General features: G+C 45.9%; 17 protein-coding genes. 13 read left to right on the top strand and 4 right to left on the bottom strand.

The window, feature by feature from the left end; translation table 11 throughout:
- Window positions 1-150 precede the first annotated feature (150 nt).
- Both BLV50_RS18675 and BLV50_RS18670 read left to right on the top strand, forming a co-directional pair.
- Complete coding sequence (locus BLV50_RS18675; RefSeq protein WP_371129270.1) at window positions 151-2,727, top strand: S-layer homology domain-containing protein; 2,577 nt, start codon at window positions 151-153, stop codon at window positions 2,725-2,727.
- A 311-nt stretch (window positions 2,728-3,038) separates the two neighbouring features.
- Window positions 3,039-3,656, top strand: coding sequence for a hypothetical protein (locus BLV50_RS18670; protein WP_072733891.1), 618 nt, complete (start codon window positions 3,039-3,041; stop codon window positions 3,654-3,656).
- 21 nt (window positions 3,657-3,677) lie between these two features.
- Here BLV50_RS18670 and BLV50_RS18665 read toward each other — a convergent pair whose 3' ends face one another.
- The gene (locus BLV50_RS18665) at window positions 3,678-4,145 is read right to left on the bottom strand and encodes an anthrone oxygenase family protein (RefSeq protein ID WP_079697036.1); all 468 of its coding nucleotides are present in this window, start codon (window positions 4,143-4,145) and stop codon (window positions 3,678-3,680) included.
- 134 nt (window positions 4,146-4,279) lie between these two features.
- On the opposite strand from BLV50_RS18665, the gene BLV50_RS18660 reads away from it, so the two are divergent.
- The 7 genes from BLV50_RS18660 (at window position 4,280) to BLV50_RS18630 (ending at window position 10,763) form a co-directional block, all read left to right on the top strand.
- A complete protein-coding gene (locus BLV50_RS18660) occupies window positions 4,280-4,810 on the top strand; it encodes a GrpB family protein (RefSeq protein WP_090809340.1) in 531 nt (176 codons plus the stop codon).
- A 102-nt stretch (window positions 4,811-4,912) separates the two neighbouring features.
- Window positions 4,913-5,878, top strand: coding sequence for an SMI1/KNR4 family protein (locus BLV50_RS18655; RefSeq protein ID WP_072733888.1), 966 nt, complete (start codon window positions 4,913-4,915; stop codon window positions 5,876-5,878).
- A 535-nt stretch (window positions 5,879-6,413) separates the two neighbouring features.
- Window positions 6,414-8,039 (top strand): rhamnogalacturonan lyase B N-terminal domain-containing protein, encoded by a 1,626-nt coding sequence (locus BLV50_RS18650; RefSeq protein ID WP_090809338.1) that lies wholly within the window; start codon window positions 6,414-6,416, stop codon window positions 8,037-8,039.
- 241 nt (window positions 8,040-8,280) lie between these two features.
- A complete protein-coding gene (locus BLV50_RS18645; protein ID WP_090809336.1) occupies window positions 8,281-9,096 on the top strand; it encodes an SDR family NAD(P)-dependent oxidoreductase in 816 nt (271 codons plus the stop codon).
- A gap of 40 nt (window positions 9,097-9,136) precedes the next feature.
- Entirely contained in the window at window positions 9,137-9,871 is a 735-nt protein-coding gene (locus BLV50_RS18640) for an SDR family NAD(P)-dependent oxidoreductase (protein WP_079697041.1), read from the top strand.
- A 67-nt stretch (window positions 9,872-9,938) separates the two neighbouring features.
- The gene (locus BLV50_RS18635; protein ID WP_064641542.1) at window positions 9,939-10,364 is read left to right on the top strand and encodes a MarR family winged helix-turn-helix transcriptional regulator; all 426 of its coding nucleotides are present in this window, start codon (window positions 9,939-9,941) and stop codon (window positions 10,362-10,364) included.
- Between the two features lie 24 nt (window positions 10,365-10,388).
- Window positions 10,389-10,763, top strand: a complete 375-nt coding sequence (locus BLV50_RS18630) for a winged helix-turn-helix transcriptional regulator (RefSeq protein WP_063565814.1) — start codon at window positions 10,389-10,391, stop codon at window positions 10,761-10,763.
- Between the two features lie 60 nt (window positions 10,764-10,823).
- Here BLV50_RS18630 and BLV50_RS18625 read toward each other — a convergent pair whose 3' ends face one another.
- Both BLV50_RS18625 and BLV50_RS18620 read right to left on the bottom strand, forming a co-directional pair.
- The gene (locus BLV50_RS18625) at window positions 10,824-11,894 is read right to left on the bottom strand and encodes an SDR family oxidoreductase (protein ID WP_090809334.1); all 1,071 of its coding nucleotides are present in this window, start codon (window positions 11,892-11,894) and stop codon (window positions 10,824-10,826) included.
- A 251-nt stretch (window positions 11,895-12,145) separates the two neighbouring features.
- Window positions 12,146-12,643: a DinB family protein gene (locus BLV50_RS18620; RefSeq protein WP_079697042.1), complete on the bottom strand. Its 498-nt coding sequence runs from the start codon at window positions 12,641-12,643 to the stop codon at window positions 12,146-12,148.
- A 167-nt stretch (window positions 12,644-12,810) separates the two neighbouring features.
- Here BLV50_RS18620 and BLV50_RS18615 point away from each other — a divergent pair, with 167 nt between their 5' ends.
- Window positions 12,811-14,166, top strand: a complete 1,356-nt coding sequence (locus BLV50_RS18615) for a sensor histidine kinase (RefSeq protein WP_256337989.1) — start codon at window positions 12,811-12,813, stop codon at window positions 14,164-14,166.
- A gap of 37 nt (window positions 14,167-14,203) precedes the next feature.
- Here BLV50_RS18615 and BLV50_RS18610 read toward each other — a convergent pair whose 3' ends face one another.
- A complete protein-coding gene (locus BLV50_RS18610) occupies window positions 14,204-14,962 on the bottom strand; it encodes an MBL fold metallo-hydrolase (RefSeq protein WP_090809330.1) in 759 nt (252 codons plus the stop codon).
- Window positions 14,963-15,168: 206 nt separating this feature from the next.
- Here BLV50_RS18610 and BLV50_RS18605 point away from each other — a divergent pair, with 206 nt between their 5' ends.
- From BLV50_RS18605 to BLV50_RS18595, 3 genes are read left to right on the top strand one after another with little or no spacing between them, the layout of a single operon-like run.
- Window positions 15,169-15,765, top strand: coding sequence for a TetR/AcrR family transcriptional regulator (locus tag BLV50_RS18605; protein ID WP_090809328.1), 597 nt, complete (start codon window positions 15,169-15,171; stop codon window positions 15,763-15,765).
- 25 nt (window positions 15,766-15,790) lie between these two features.
- Window positions 15,791-16,159, top strand: a complete 369-nt coding sequence (locus tag BLV50_RS18600; RefSeq protein ID WP_090809326.1) for a DUF4180 domain-containing protein — start codon at window positions 15,791-15,793, stop codon at window positions 16,157-16,159.
- Window positions 16,160-16,212: 53 nt separating this feature from the next.
- Window positions 16,213-16,695, top strand: a complete 483-nt coding sequence (locus BLV50_RS18595; RefSeq protein ID WP_090809324.1) for an SRPBCC family protein — start codon at window positions 16,213-16,215, stop codon at window positions 16,693-16,695.
- The last annotated feature ends 17 nt before the right edge of the window (window positions 16,696-16,712 follow it).

Here is a 16,712-nt window from a genome sequence, read left to right as displayed (position 1 = left end):
ATTGATACAATGGCGAAATTGTTTTATTGCTGGTTAAACGTGCCGGGTGCTACATTGAGACCGATTCGAGACCAACTACCAAACGATGGGAGTCGAAAAGATTTGAAAACGAAAGCCAACAAAAACAAAAAGAAAATGTTGACCGCTGCTATGGGTGTCGTGCTCATATCCAATTCAATTGCATCAACTGCTGTGCTTGCGGCACCAAGTGATTCGCAAGTTCCATTACCGCAGGAGCCGGCTTGGGGTTATTTTGTAGATACGTATAAGAATAATAACTCATCGAACACTACACTTGAGACCAACCCGGCCCTTGGCACATTGTCCAAGTTCCTGGATCTCTGGACACCAGGTTCTTCCTGGAACAATGGCACTAAGGTTCAACCCGACATACTGGACTATAACATTCAATATGTAGCGGATATCGCAGCAAACCGCACTCAAGCGGAGGAGGACGCCGCGTACTATACCGATCGTACAAATCAAACTTACGGTGCAACCGAGGGTCTGGGTTCACTGGCTGATGTATATCGTGAAAAATCAGGAACATATACGACCATTACGAGCATCCCGGACGATGCCACAACGAAGAAGTATGACGACGGTAATACAACGAACAAAGCCGGAAATTCCGATTCCGATCTAGGTAAAATGGTTGATCTGGTCGGAGCCCTGCGCGGTAATGCGGCGTCAACTAACCCTTCCAAAAATTTCTTCAGTTATATGCGTCCGTTCCGCTGGTTGAATACTCATGAGGTTGTCGTGCCAACGCTGAGACCAGCAATTAAAGATGAGGCAGAGGCGGCCTCGGACGGCGGCTTCCCGAGCGGGCATACCAATGCGTCCTACCTTGCCGCAATTGCATTCGCTTATGCCGTGCCTGAACGTTTTCAGGAGTTGGTAACCCGTGCTTCGGAAATGGGCAACAACCGAGTTGTTGCCGGAATGCACTCCCCATTGGATGTCATGGGCGGTCGTGTACTTGCAACTGCCCTCGCAGCAGGTGCTCTGAATGATCCGGAGAATGCTGAACTGAAGCAGGCAGCTTACGATCAAGCGCATAATGTACTGCTGAAGGAGACCGGAACAGCAGAAGACCGATTTACCGACTACGAGAAAAACAAGGCCGAGTATACCCAACGTCTGACTTATGGCTTCCCGCAGATCGGTTCCACAACGGAGCCTATGCCAGTCCCTAAAGGAGCAGAGGTGCTGCTTGAGACCAGACAGCCTTATCTTAGTGCGGATCAGCGTCGTGCTGTACTGGCGACAACCGGAATTACATCCGGCTACCCTGTATTGGATGATCCCGAAGGCTGGGGACGCCTCAATCTGTTCGCTGCGGCAGACGGATATGGCGCATTCAACAGTGATGTAACGGTAGTGATGGATGCCAGCAAGGGTGGTTTTAACACGGTGGATGTTTGGCGGAACAACATCTCCGGTACCGGCAAGCTGACGAAGGAAGGCAGCGGTACATTGAAACTGCGGGGGGCTAATACGTACTCCGGAGGTACTCAGGTTAGCGCGGGCACATTGGAAGGTGATACAGCTACTGCGTTCGGTAGTGGCGATGTGGTCAACAACGGGGGGACGGTTACGGAGAGCGTAACTGGCAAATGGAACATTGAAGGCAACTTCGTGCAGGCTGCTGACGGTACGCTGGAGCTCAACGTGGCTTCCGCAAATGACGTGCTCGACGTTAAAGGTACGGTGAACTCCGCCGGAGCACTGCATGTGAATTTTGCCAGCAGCTATGTACCTGGTGCGGGTGAGATTACGCTTGTAAGCCATGGCGCCAATCAGCAAAGCGGAAAGTTCGCCTCTGTTCAGGTGGATGGCCTGCCAAGCAAATATAATGCCCAGGTGAAATATGAGAGCAACCGCATTGCACTGGCGATTACGGATACAACAAATCCGGGGACTACGCCAACAACGCCGACTTCACCTGGTACAGGTGGTGGCTCCGTCACTACACCAACACCATCCACACCATCCACACCATCAACAGGTTCTGGAACAGATTCGGGTACGGTTACCACACCTCCTACAACAGAACCAACGGTACCGCCAGCAACACAGGTTAATCCGTTCAAATCAGGTGTTGTGAGCCAGGAAACGGTACTGAAGACAGTTAATGAAGCCATAGCGGCAACGAAAAATGAACAAAAGACATTCAGCGATATTTCTGGTCACTGGGCCAACCGAAGTATTGGTGCTGCCGTGAAATTACGCATGGTGGATGGTTACGAGAATGGTTCGTTCCGGCCTAATGCGTCCGTCACCCGAGCTGAATTTACCGCAATGATTGCCCGGGCATTTGGCCTTGGCAAGAATTCGGCTTCGGCTAGCTTCAAAGATACGAAGTCTAGCTGGGCAGCCGGATATATCAGCGCTCTGGCTGACAAGGGAGTCATTACCGGCTATGCAGACGGCAACTTCAAACCTAATGCGACGATCTCCCGCGCTGAGATGGTGACGATTATTGCTCGTGTGCTTAATCTGAATGCACTTGCAACTAGTGCTCCGACCAGCTTCAGTGATGTGGACAGCAGTAACTGGGCAGCGGCGGCAATTGCCCAGGCTTCATCCGCCAATCTGGTGCAAGGGCTATCCTCTTCCGTGTTCTCGCCGAGCGGCAAAGCTACACGTGCTGAAGCTGTGACGATTATCATCCGTGCACTGGAGAGTGACAGCTCAATCAAGGCACTGATCGAAGGTTTGTAAACATAGTGGTTGAAAGAATGTGTATGCTCTGAGCGAGAGTGGAAGACTCGGTTGAAGAGAATAGCATTTCTTAATAAATTCGAAAGGGCGAAAATGGTTCGTGTAATGCGAACCGTTTTTGCCCTTTTACTTTTACTTATGGAGAATGTCCTGTGTTCCGATACAAACACTCATCCTAGGGTAAGGGAGGAATAGAGCTTCCTTAGCAGGATAATATGTTGAAATTGTGGAAGTAGGTATCAAACTGCATCCTAGATTTGACGTTGCAAACGAGATCGGTTTTTATAAGTCTATATTTGGCGGTGAGCTAATTGGATCGATTAAAACACAGTGGATTTTATAAACTGAAATTTTTCATAACACCGGATGAATTCAAAAGCTTGTTGGCACTTTTTGAGCAGAAACGAGCAAAGTTTATCCGTCCTAGTTATGATCAGACTCAATATGATACGAATCAGGTGCTTGAAGGATATGAGCAATTTTATCATTTTTTTACCGCGGCAGAGAAAAGGGAGGGGTATCACCCATATCTCGCCTATTCAGTATTGATTACGCTGGATCAGCACAATTCCGGATTTTTCGTCAAAAACGAAGGAATTCACTTCCCCTATGTTGGACAATGGGCTGAGGATGAATTACCGTGCATTACCCTGTCGCTCCCCAAAGGTTTTCAGATCAATTTGGAGGATGAGAAGGGGAAATACTATATATACGAAGATATTCGAGAGCATTTGCCGTTAACCTATGCGTTTTATGAAGAGGTGGCGAGCGGAGTTAAAAAATTCACCAACCTGCTGCGTTTCTCCGCACCTGGAGTAGATGCCATGCAAGAGCAGAAGCCATCCGTTCGTGTCAGCCAACGTGCTGTAAACGAGTTGAAGGACTCCTGGATTTTCAATAAGTATTCTCTTGTTATGAATACAAAATAAGAATAGGCAGCTAGGCCCGCTTTAATTCCCGACTAACTGCAGCGCCACTGCCGTCAAGAAGAACACAAAAGCCAAAATTGCCGCCGAAGAACGAACCACATCTAATCGCTCCCATCTTCTCACTAACTGCTTCCAATTGCGTGGTGGTGCATCGGGATTCCAGGCGAGCGCACCTTTGTTAATAGGCACGGTACCGATAAGTGTAGTCAAAATAAATATAAGTAAAGCAAGAACGCCTGCCAAGCGGAAGCCGAATCCGGGTTCGGAACCACTCATTATGAGTACTGCAACGCCTGAAATGGCCGTGGGTAGAAAAATGGCAGGTACAAGTAAACGCAATTTTAGTATTAGTGCTTGGCGAACCCGAATCTGCGAAGGTTCATCCAGCTTAGCCAGGGACACATGCACTCCATACCGTACCACAAACTCTTCACCAGCCAGGATGCCGGCTAGAAAGATACTTACAAACTCAATAATGATCTGATACATAAGGAATATCCTCCTCGTGAATGTTGACGACTGTAGTTGAAGTATTGTTTAACGGTAATACACAATTGTGAATTCAACATGAACGAGGGGAGATAATGGATAACGAATACCATGGATTTAGGGAGGGGATCATCATGGTCGAAAAAACACCTATTATTGAGGTCGTTCCATACGATCCGCAATGGAAAGTCGCTTTTGAACAGATAAAAGGAATGATAATTAGATATATTGGTGACTTAATTCTAAGAGTAGAGCATGTGGGCAGTACATCGGTTGAGGGTTTATCAGCTAAACCCGTTATCGATCTGGATGTTGTCATTGATAGCTATGATGTACTCCCAGAGATTATTAAGCGGTTGGCACTAGAAGGGTACGAATACCAAGGGAATCTCGGCATTGAGGGAAGAGAAGCCTTTCAAAGGACATATCAAGATGAACATATGAAGTATCATTTATATGTTTGTCCTAAGGATGGAAAAGGGTATCTGGAACATATCGCGTTAAGAGACTATTTAAGAGATAATGAGACGGCGCGCAATGAATACCAACAATTAAAAATCAGGTTAGCAGCGCAGTATCGATCTGATATCGATCGTTATTGTGACAATAAAACCGCGTTCGTCACAAAGATATTAAATGAGACACTCTATCGTCCCGAAAGTTGAACATTTCATCTGGAGCTAAGTTGGTGGAAATCGCCTTTTTTGGAGTGGGCAGCGCCTAAATGATATAATTTCTACAACGAATAAGACAGGGAGGCAAGATCAATGAATGATGAACTCTTGGAACGGCTAGAGGATTGGCATGAACAGGATGATTATGAAGAGATTATAGATGCGATTACAGAGGTTCCGGAAGAGGAGCGGAATTATATTCTGGTCAACCATCTGGGTAGAGCGTTGAATAATATGGAGCGTTACCAGGAGGCAGTGGAGCAATTCCTGTCGGTTGAAGCAGAGGGACAAAATGACCCGCTTTGGCATTACCGCATTGGTCTGGCGTATTATTATTTGGAGCAATATGAGAACGCGCGTGAAGCTTTCGAAGCAGCGGACCGATTGGAGCCGGGAGATGAGGATACACAGGAGTTCCTGGAATGGATTCGGAATAAAACAGCAGACAAGCTTACAGAAGAAGTGGTAGAGGAGCCCGTGGATACAGTCCACTCGGTGACTGAAATCACCATCGAAGCTGCGCCTGGTATCCATGCCGAATCGACGAGCTTCTGGAATGACAGTCCAGCAAACGTCGATCAATATGTGTTGTCCCCACCTACTGAAGAGCAAATTGAAGCAGTGGAGGATCAATTGGTGTTCAAGCTGCCGACATTCTATGTGAACATGATGAAACTACATAATGGTGGTGTTCCCCACTATCGTTATTTTCCGGTTAGTCAGGCGGAGAATGATGGGAAGATTCAAGTTGAAATATCGAATATCCTGGGTATTGGACGGGAAAAGGCACATTCACTGTGTGGAGAAGCTGGAAGCCGGGTGATCATCGAACAAGGGGGGTACCCCGAAATCGGTGTCATTCTGTGTGAGTGCCCTTCCGATTCAGAGGTCGTGATGCTGGATTATCGTGAATCCGGCAATGCCGGTGAGCCCGAGGTTGTCCATGTAAATAAAGCAGAAGGCTACAAGATCACTTGGCTTGCGCCCAATGTTGAGACCTTTATTCAAGGTCTGGTGAATGAGGGAAATCAACCTGCAAACCTTGAGGGTTCACTGTAAAGAAGGTTGTAGCTTCCTGTTATACAAAATATTGAAGAGCTGCATCCGTCACAAAGGATGCAGCTTTTTCAGTTGAAATCCTCTCATTCCATGCGGTAGAAGAAGGACGTAATGTTGATGGTGAGATCACCGTATGTATTGTTTAGCTGCGTTCAGGCAGCTCAGCCATAATCCACATTGCCCGTAAGGAGTATAAGATACAAAAAACATAGAGAGATTACGGCAGGCTGATAGCTATTTTCATTGCCACTTTATGTAACATAATGGTATTATTTTAATGATATTACCAGTAAGTTAGTTGCAGATTATTCCTATACAGGAGGTGTTGTCATAAGAGGACGATAGGGAAGAAAGATGACCCGCAGGGATATGCCGCATGCAGCAAGAATACCGGGATGAGACATAGGCTCGTTTGTCATACATTATAATGTAAGCGCTTTACTTTTAGTTCAGCTATCTCATATACGATATTTAAATATCTGATTTTGGCCCATTACGAAAACGTTAAAAAACGATTCCAGGGAGGGATTAGCTCGTGAGCAGACGTTTAGTGAAGAAGGGATTCAGTTCGTTTCTATTACTGGTGATGATGGCAGCAGCGGTATTATATCCAACATCCACCGGACACGCAGCCACCATCAATGTTACGGATAACGGGTCGAGGATTGAAGTAAACACAGGAGCAGGTCTGGTATACACGGTGAATAAAACCAATGGCGATATCATATCTGCCAAAATGAACGGAACAGAGCTGAACGGCTCCAGCAAGGGGTCCCATATCAGCTCTGGTTTGGGCTCTGCCAATGTAACCTGGAACACATCTCCTTCGGGATCAACCCTATTGATCACCGTCTCAACCAGCACGCTTACCCAATACTATGCATCACGTGGCGGTGAGAACATTATCTATATGGCAACGTATGTCACAGCAGAACCGTCTGTGGGGGAATTGCGCTATATTTTCCGGGGTAACGGCAGCGTGTTAACAGGGGTTCCGGCCAACTCGAATAATCGGAATAACACCGGCGCGATTGAGAGCGAGGATGTTTTTGGTTACGCCAACGGACAGAGTACCTCGAAGTATTACGGCAACGACCAGGCCAAGGATCTGACCATTCGAGGCGTTACTGGGAATGGTGTGGGCGTGTTTATGGCCTATGGCGACCGAGAGAAGAGCTCGGGAGGTCCGTTCTTCCGTGATATTCAGTTCCAGAGTGGTGGAGATACGGAGGTCTACAATTACATGAATTCAGGACATGCCCAGACAGAAAATTGGCGTATGGGCCTGCATGGGCCGTATGCCTTGATTTTCACCACCGGTGCAACGCCAAGCGTACCTAATTTTAGCTGGATGTCGAGTCTAAACCTGACAGGTTGGGTGTCCAGCCGAGGTAATGTCGTGCTTAACGGGCTCTCTGGCATGGATACGGGTTATGCATATACGGTTGGTTTTGCCAACAGCAACGCCCAATATTGGGTGAATGCCTCTTCGAGCGGGGCAGCTGCCAAATACAGCATGATTCCAGGTACATACACCATGACGGTGTATAAGGGGGAACTGGCCGTCTATACCGAAAGTGTGAACGTCACTGGAGGATCAACGACAACGCTGAATACGCGTACGATTAACAATGATCCAAGTAAAGCATCCAGCATCTGGCGCATTGGGAATTGGGATGGTACACCGTCAGAGTTCCTGAACGGCCAGACAATTCCGATCCGTCATCCTTCCGATAGCCGTAATCCAAGCTGGGGCCCTGTCAGTTATGCCACCGGCAGTGCAACCAACAAGTTCCCTGCGATTCAGTTCCGGGGACAAAACTCGCCCACAACCGTTACCTTTAGCCTGAACTCTTCCCAAGCGGCATCTTCGCATGTACTTAACATCGGTATTACGGCAGCATACAACAATGGAAGACCCAGCGTAACGATTAACGGTCAGACGTTAACCAATCCGGCAGCCTCCTCCCAACCGAACTCTCGTAGCTTTACGATTGGGACCTACCGAGGCAACAATACAACCTTTTCCTGGAATATACCGGCATCCTATTTTGTTAATGGGTCCAACACGGTAACCATTACGCCAATTAGCGGCTCCAGCGACTTGGGCAATTGGTTAAGTGCCGGGTGGGTGTATGACTGTGTTGAATTGTTGAATTAAAAATGGATCAACTACATGATCAAATTAAGCCAACCGGATAAGGTTATTCTTATCCGGTTTTTCCATTCCCATTTTAAACACTTCACTTGCTTCGCTGAAGATATCCAAAATAAGGATACAGGGCCGTATGCATTGCAGAACGACCATTCCTCTGCTATTATTTAGACATCTAATATTTAGTCATCTAAATAATAGAGCTGTTATTTATTTTCGGTTTCTTTATGAAAGGAGCTTGAGAACCATGTTGAGAATGAAAGACAAAGTAGCCCTTGTAACTGGAGGCGCTTCTGGAATAGGATTGTCCGCAGCCCAATTGATGGCGAGAGAAGGAGCAAAAGTCGTTATTGCTGATTTCAATGTCAATGGGGCAAAAGAAGCGGCAGCGGATATTCAGGCTCAAGGCGGAGAGGCAGTGGCCGTTTTTGTTGATGCCGGAGATGAATTTTCGATTAAGGAAGCTGTGGATTTTACGGTGCAGCAATATGGTAAGCTCACGAGTCTGTTCAACAACGTTGGCCTGACTAACCTGAAGAAGGATTTGGACGTGGTTAACGTAGATCTGGACGAGTGGGATCGGCTGATGAACGTGAACCTGAAAAGCGTGCTGCTCGGCTGTAGATTCGCCATCCCTCATATGATTGAAGCGGGTGAGGGTTCCATCATTAATACGGCCTCCATGGCTGGCTTTACAGGCGATGCGGTGCGGGTTGCTTACGGTGCCTCAAAAGCAGGAGTAGTGAATCTAACAAGGTATATTGCCACCCAATATGGCAAACATAACATTCGTTGCAATGCTGTCGCACCTGGATTGATCTTGACCCCGGCAGCCCAGAATAATATGCCTCCGGATGTATTGGATATGTTCGCGAAATATAACGCACTGCCTTATCACGGGGAACCCGATGATATTGGATACACCGTCGTATTCCTGGCCTCAGATGAGTCCAAATTCATTACCGGACAGACCATCCAGGTTGAAGGCGGCCATTATATTGCCAACCCAACCGTTCCGGATTTTGAACAGTTTATGAAATCACACCATACGCCTAGCAACTAAAGCAGCGTCGTATAAATAAATCACGTTAGGAGCGTTTCATATGGGAAGATTAGATAATAAAGTAGCTATCATTACAGGTGGAGCATCAGGAATTGGTGAAGGCATGGTTGATCTCTTTGCAAAGGAAGGCGCCATCGTTATTGCCGCAGACATTAATGAGGAAGCACTGGAGAAAGCGAGCCAAAAAGAGAATGTGTACGGAATGAAGTTGAATGTTTCCTCCGATGAAGATTGGGAGATTTTAGCCAAAGTAGTTAACGAACGTTTTGGTAAAATCGATATTCTGGTTAACAATGCAGGCATTTCTTCAGAGAAGCCGTTTGAGGAAATCAATGCGCAGGATTGGCAGAAAATGCTCTCCATTAATGGCTTTGGCCCATTTGCTGGTATGAAACATGTAGCTCCGTATATGGCAGCACAAAAGAAAGGTTCCATCGTCAATATTTCTTCATACACCGCATTGATTGGACAAGGCTTTAACCACTATTCGGCATCCAAAGGCGCGGTACGCGCATTATCCAAAGCGGCAGCGACAACCTTTGGTCGTCAAGGTGTTCGGGTGAATGCTCTCTTCCCGGGGATCATTGAAACACCAATGACGCAAGCCTTGAACACATCGAAGGAACTGCTTGACCGACTCATTCAGGCAACGCCTCTGCAACGTCTGGGGCAGGCTATCGATATTGCCAACGCTGCACTGTTCCTGGCTTCGGATGATTCTTCGTACATTACAGGATCTGAGCTGGTTATCGATGGTGGATACTCAGCCCAATAGCGTGTAAAATGATGACAGCCCTTAAGTTGAATAAGGGCTGTTGTTTTATTTTTGCGAGGAGGAACACATGGAAGAACAGAACATTTTTGAGCTCATACACAACATGGACAATTTCACCAATAAATTGATTATACAGTGGAACAAATCGTTTAATGAGGACCTCGGCGTCTCTCATGTGCTTGTACTCAGTCATCTCAATCAAAATGGAAAAAGCCGACCTTCGGATATTGCCAAACTATTGGGCCTGACCCCGCCTACGCTCAGCTATTTAGCTGATAAGCTGGTTGCCAAGAAATTAGCCGTCAGAATGGTAGATGAAGCTGACCGCCGTATTATATATTTGAACATTACTGACAAAGGGATCGAAGTCCTCGAAAGAGCAATATTGGAGGGGCAGAAGCTGCGTAAAAATTTATTCCAGAAACTGACTGAAGAAGATCGTGCCCAATTAGTAAACATTTTTGAGAAGATGAATCGGGAGATTGAAAAATAGCCTGGAAGGGAGACAGAGGGTGATATGGAGGAACCGCTCAAAGTATATAACACCGCAGTTGAAGCTTTTCTTGAAGTGATCGGGGGAAAGTGGAAGCCCGTTATTCTATTCCATCTTACCTTTGGCAAGAAACGTAATGGTGAGCTGATGAAGCTGATTCCTGCAATCACCCAGAAAGTGTTGACTCAGCAACTTGGTGAACTAACGGAGGCGGGGGTCATTGTCCGTATTTCCCATCACCAGGTCCCGCCTAAAGTGGAGTATGAATTAACAGAGTATGGGTGGAGTCTTAAAGAGATTCTTCATCTGATGTGTAGGTGGGGCGATATACACGTGGAGAATGTTTATGGTGATCGAGGAAAAATTCTGTTTAAGCCGCCAACTACTACGGACCGTTGAGGAACTTATATAAGCCGATTCTGGAATTCACGAATCGGCTTATTATGCATTTTATTTACTTTACGGAAGGATCTTGCGCTCACGTAGATTTCTGAAAATATCCATAAACATAGCCTCAGTGTCAATAAAATCATGAAATCCGAAGCGGCGAGCTTTGGAACCATCTGCGAAGAAGTCATAATCCCACGAGAAGACAAAGTCACCAAATACCCAGGAAGAGACATCATCATAAGGGGTGTTTACCAAACCATACTTTTCAATCATGGATTTCCAAAGATCTTCTTTATCTGCCATCACTGTTGCAAGTGAGAGGGGGAGTGGAGGTGCGGTTTCCAATTCGAAAAATGCAGCGATTCTGGGCCATAGCTCATTCCAGCGAAACAGATCGCCATTGGTGATATTAAATGCCTGATTGGCACAGCGAGGTTCGGTTGCTGCCCATACAGTTGCATGAGCCAGCAATGTGGCATCAGTCATTTCAAGAAGCGAATGATACGCTCCTGGTTTCCCAGGGAATCGAAGTGGCAAGCCAAGCTCCTTGGAGATAGACGCATAAACGCCAATAACCATGGCAAGGTTCATTGGATTACCCAGGGCAAATCCACATACAACGGACGGGCGCAGGGCTGACCAGGTCCAGCTACTTCCGGGTTGCCGATTCTCGAGAAACATTTGCTGATCGACATTGAATTCAGGGGGCATATGATGTGCATCTGTTTCTTTGGCAGGTGTTTTGAATGGACCCAGATGTGCACCGTACACTTTATAACCTTGCATTAGGCTAATATGTTGGAGATTTGGAGCGATCGGTTCTATGGTATTCACCACATTGACGAGCATGGCCAAGTTGGGCTGTACCAATTCGGCCCAGGTTGGGCGATCCTGATACGCGGCGTAGAAAATATGCGTAACGGTCGTTAAATGACTCAGTTTGTCTTGTGTGTCTGCTTCGTTCAGTAAATCAGCTGATATATAACGTAACTTGGGGGCATTTTCTCCTCCGCGGCGAGATACACCAATGATATCCCATTGCGGAAGTGTCATCAGATAATCGATGAGGTTTCTTCCAATGACACCTCCAGCACCGATGACAAGCGCGGTGTAACGGGTAACCAATTGTTCGGTTTTCAATGGACATGCTCCTCTCTTCTTCTGTTCATATTGTGGGTCAGAAAAAGAAGGATGAGAAGTACGCACCTCAAAGTCATATACGTACTTTGAAGTAATATATGAGCCTGGAGCAGGATATGAGCGTTATAATCTGCACTTCAATGGATGTCACTTGCCTATAACCACAAGAAGCTGTAAAAGGAACAATCGTCCTTTCAGAGCTTAGATGTATGTGTCTGTAAATTCGTCCAATTGATCGGATGTAAATAGGGTTACGCTGGGAAACCGCCTCCTGGTGGTGGCCATGCCCCGTAGAAGCGACGCAGCAGCACAATCTCGCCCAGATGGTACGAGTTATGAGATGCGATGTTGCGCAAAAGTCCGGCTTTGGTTTCGCCGGGGAAATACGGCAGTGAATCATCCAACTGCACCGTTTCGGCAATCGTTACTGCTCGATCTACCCCGTCCAGGAAGGCCTGAATATCTGCCTCCCACGCTGCTTCATCCTGAGGACCCGTATCTTCTGGCCAACTCTCCATCACATTCGCTGGAAGCTGCGGCTTTCTTCCTTCCAAATGCTCCAACATAAATTGTTGCCAGTAATGCATATGTTTCACCAATTGATAGATACTGTATGGCATATGTTCATGTTTGCGACTAGCTAGTTCTACGCTAATGTCCGGTAGAGCGCGTGCAATACGAATATGTCCGCGTTCTCCGACTAGTGATTTGACTAGGGCTTGTCCGAACAGTTGATTGGTTTCCGACATGTGAAATCATCCTCTCTTTGTTCATCTGGTTGAGCTTAATGGATGTGTAATTAATAGTATACAATTAAATTTTGCCAAATCAAAATGTTTAACTATTTTAAGCTACAGGATTTCTAAAGGATTCTTCATATGTTAGTATTTTTAAAATCAGAAGTGCGAATGAAGCTTTGGCGCTTAATTGGGATTATGGTGGGTGGGATAAGATGCGCAATTGGGTTCGTAATGAAAATGTGCAAATGACTGCAGTTGCTTTTGCTACAGCTGTGGGAGCGCTTTTTAAAATAAATCCTTTTCGAGAAGATTACTTCCGGATTGGTCTGGGTGTAAGTATACTTTTATTTTTGCTGATGCTTATGCCGCATCTGTCTTATGTGAAGACGGGGATTTTGGCGGGGATTGCGAACTTCATTTTTCAATCGGCTGACTTACTGAATCATGTGAATTCGATCTCGATCATCGAAAGCATGCAGGATAATCTGGGCGCGGGAATGTATTATGTCGTGTTCACCTATGGCCTCAGCAAACTCAAGAACAGATTCCATGAGATACCGCCTCTTGTACTAGGTGGATTGATTACGTGCATTGATTTTTCCTCGAATCTCGTGGAGCTATTCATTCGCGGTGTGTTGAGTGGGACCAATATCTTTTATATGAAAGAATGGCTTTATTTGCTGGTGCTCGGTGGTTTGCGAAGCTACTTTATCATCGGGCTGTATAACAGCTTTGCGGTGAGGCAGATGCGATTGCTGCATGCTGAGCAGGAGAAGCGGATGGAGCAGATGCTGAGCGTTAACTCAGGTCTGTACGGTGAAGTCTTTTATCTGAAAAAAGCCATGAATACGATTGAAGGCATTGCCGTGGACAGCTACGACCTTTATCGCGATCTCAGAGAGAAGGACTTGAACCAATACAGCCAGCGGACGCTCGGCATTGCTCAACAGATTCATGAGGTCAAAAAAGACTCCCAACGTATCCTTGCAGGTCTGTTGAAATTGTACGATAGTGAAAAATCAGTGAATATGGGCCTTTCCGAGGTACTGAACTTTGCGACCAAGGGAAATCGGAAATATAGTGAAATGTTGAACAAAAAGATTGAAATCCATATCGAGCAACAATATGATTGCGACTCCCCTTACTATGTTCCTCTCTTAACTGTAATGAATAATCTGATCGCCAATGCCGTGGAAGCTATTAAGAACGACGGAACGATTCGGATTCGAGTATTGGAAGAGGGAGCCGATGTGCAATTTGTAGTCATCGATTCTGGGAAAGGTGTACCCGAGGCAAAGCGAGACGTGATCTTCGAACCGGGTTATACAACCAAATTCAATGAAGTGGGCATTGCAGCAACCGGAATTGGCCTGTCCCATGTACGTGATATCGTTCAGTCTCTGGAAGGCCGAATTAGCGTGAAATCGGCGCCGCAAGGCGAAAAGGGCTCCGCGTTTGTTGTATCCATTCCTAAAGCGAATCTTATTAATGAGGACGGTGCAGACTACGCTTTCTATCCAGATCGTGGGTGATGAATACAGGGCGTTATTTTGTGCCAGTCTTTATATTTCAAAAGTAAATGTATTCTCCATCCTCAGGAATCACGACTGAATCTAATAACTGCTGCTGTTCTATATACTGTAATAGATCCTTTCTTGATGAAGTGCAATGTCGGATGGCATCCATATGTACAGCAACAACTTTGGTGGAAGGTGAAATCTTCAGGATTGTACCGATATCCTCGGGTATCATTGTAATAATGGAACCAAATAACAGTTGAGCGTTGGGTGCATTGACGATGCATATCCGGGGTTTGTGCTGCTCGAACACGTGCTTAATCTGATCTGTAAGGACACAATCACCCACAATATACAACGATCCGTCGTCAGGTGACTTCAGGATAAACCCGGATACGGGGCCAAGCAGTTTGGAGATGTTCCCTTTTGCGTGCTGACCACGAATTCTTGTAAAATCAATACCCTCCCAGTGTCTGAACTGCTCGATAGGGAATACATTCTCGAACCCCCACGATATAATGCGTTGTTGATCCTCCGGCTGGCAAAGTACAGGTATCTTTTTATTGAGTATCTTCTTTGCCGTTTTGTCAAAGTGGTCAACATGCAAATGTGTAACGAGGATCGCATCAATGTGTTCGAAAGTTTCTAGAGGCACAGATATGGGGACGGTTGGGTTTCTACGAATATGACGTGTGAAGGGAATAGGCGGAAGTTCTCCCGCATCACTTAACATTGGATCGAGCAGAATCGTTTTCCCTTGTATGGTGATCAGGGAGGTGGCATGGCGGATATGTTGAATGGTTAGCGTCATGGCGGAAATTCTCCTTAGATATAACATGTATTTGCTAAAATAATACCGACCGGTCTGTTTTAAAATAACATAAACCGTGCTTCTCATGCAACATCCTTGATTTTTTGTTTTCATGTACAGCATACGTATGAATGCGTGCTTGTATTAAGCCATAGGCGTATGATATTTTAAGACCAATCGGTATGAATGGAAACGGAGGGAGCATTGTGCGCAAAGGCCAAATCACCAAAGAACATATTATTCGTGAATCGGCAGCACTTTTTAACACGAAGGGATATACCGGTGCCTCCCTGTCTGAAATTATAGAACGTTGCGGCGTTCGCAAGGGCGGGATTTATAATCATTTTGAAAGTAAAGATGAGATAGCACTGGCTGCTTTTGATTACTCGGTATCACAGATGCTGCAATTCCACTCACAGGCTCTTAAAGGCGTCACAAGTTCCAAAGACAAACTACTAGCCATATGCGGCGTTTATATTGATATGATGGAAAACAATACGCTGGAAGGGGGATGCCCCCTACTAAATACTGCGGTTGAAAGTGATGATGCACACCCTTTGCTGAAAGAAAGGGCACAGCATGCCATGACCAATCTGCTGAATGAGCTGACACAGGTCCTTATTCAGGGTACGGAGCAAAAGGAATTCAGGGCAGATATTGCACTGGAGGAAGTGAGCAGCAACATCATCGCCATTATTGAGGGAGGCGTTATGTTAAGCAAGCTTTATGAAGATAGCAAGTATATCCGGCATGCCGTACTTCATATCACTCAATTTATGGATGACCGAATATTAATCCAATAATGTAATAAGGGGAAGGTGGGTTAAAATGAATATAATCATTGATCAACAGGGCAGCTCCAAGGTTGCCATCATCGAAAGTAATGACGTCGTTATTAACAATGTTCAAGACGCTCTTGATCTGATGGCCTCCGTGAACTACACAGATGACGCTCATAAAATCTTGATTGATAAATCCAACCTCACCGAAGATTTCTTCGAATTGAAGACCAAACTTGCAGGTGATATTTTGCAGAAATATGTGAATTACCAGGTTAAACTTGCCATAGTCGGAGATTTTGACGGATACAACAGCAAAAGCCTCAGAGACTTCATCTATGAGTGTAACCATGGCAAGCATGTTTTCTTTTTGAAAAACAAAGAGGAAGCACTTCAGGCTTTGCATAATATCGATTAATTTCATATTTAGAGTGGTAAGTCATGATCTATCTTTATGGAGGGGGTACCATTATGATTGCAGATTTGAAGCGAGTACCGAATGGCACCCTGGCTTGTTTTGAACGTCATTGGAAGCACGCTGCGGAGGATGTATGGTCCTTTTTGACGGAAAACGAAAAGCTTGCAAAATGGTTCTCCGAACTCGAAGTAACGGATCTTCGGGAAGGGGGAAGCATCCAGTTTAATATGCCGGATGGTACCTTTAAGGAACTCAACATTATCGAGCTTATCCCTGGCTCTGTTCTCGAATATACCTGGGCAGAAGACCGGGTTCGGTTTGAGCTATATCCAGAGCCGAATGGATGTCGTCTGCTGCTGCTCGAAACCCTCCATCACATCACAAGCCATACACCTAAGGATTTAGCGGGGTGGCATGTCTGCCTGAACGTCATTGAGGCATTACTGGATGGTCGTACCTTGGAATCTCGTGAAGCAGAATGGAAAATCTGGTACGAGCAATACCAGAAGCATGTAGACCATTTTCTCAAAATCTAGTCATATGAGACTGCCCT

The sequence above is a fragment of the Paenibacillus sp. 276b genome (genome assembly GCF_900107875.1).
GTDB classification, from domain to species: Bacteria; Bacillota; Bacilli; order Paenibacillales; family Paenibacillaceae; genus Paenibacillus; species Paenibacillus marchantiae.
The sequence above is the reverse complement of the archived record's forward strand: the minus strand, read 5'-3'. Positions and strand labels throughout refer to the sequence as shown.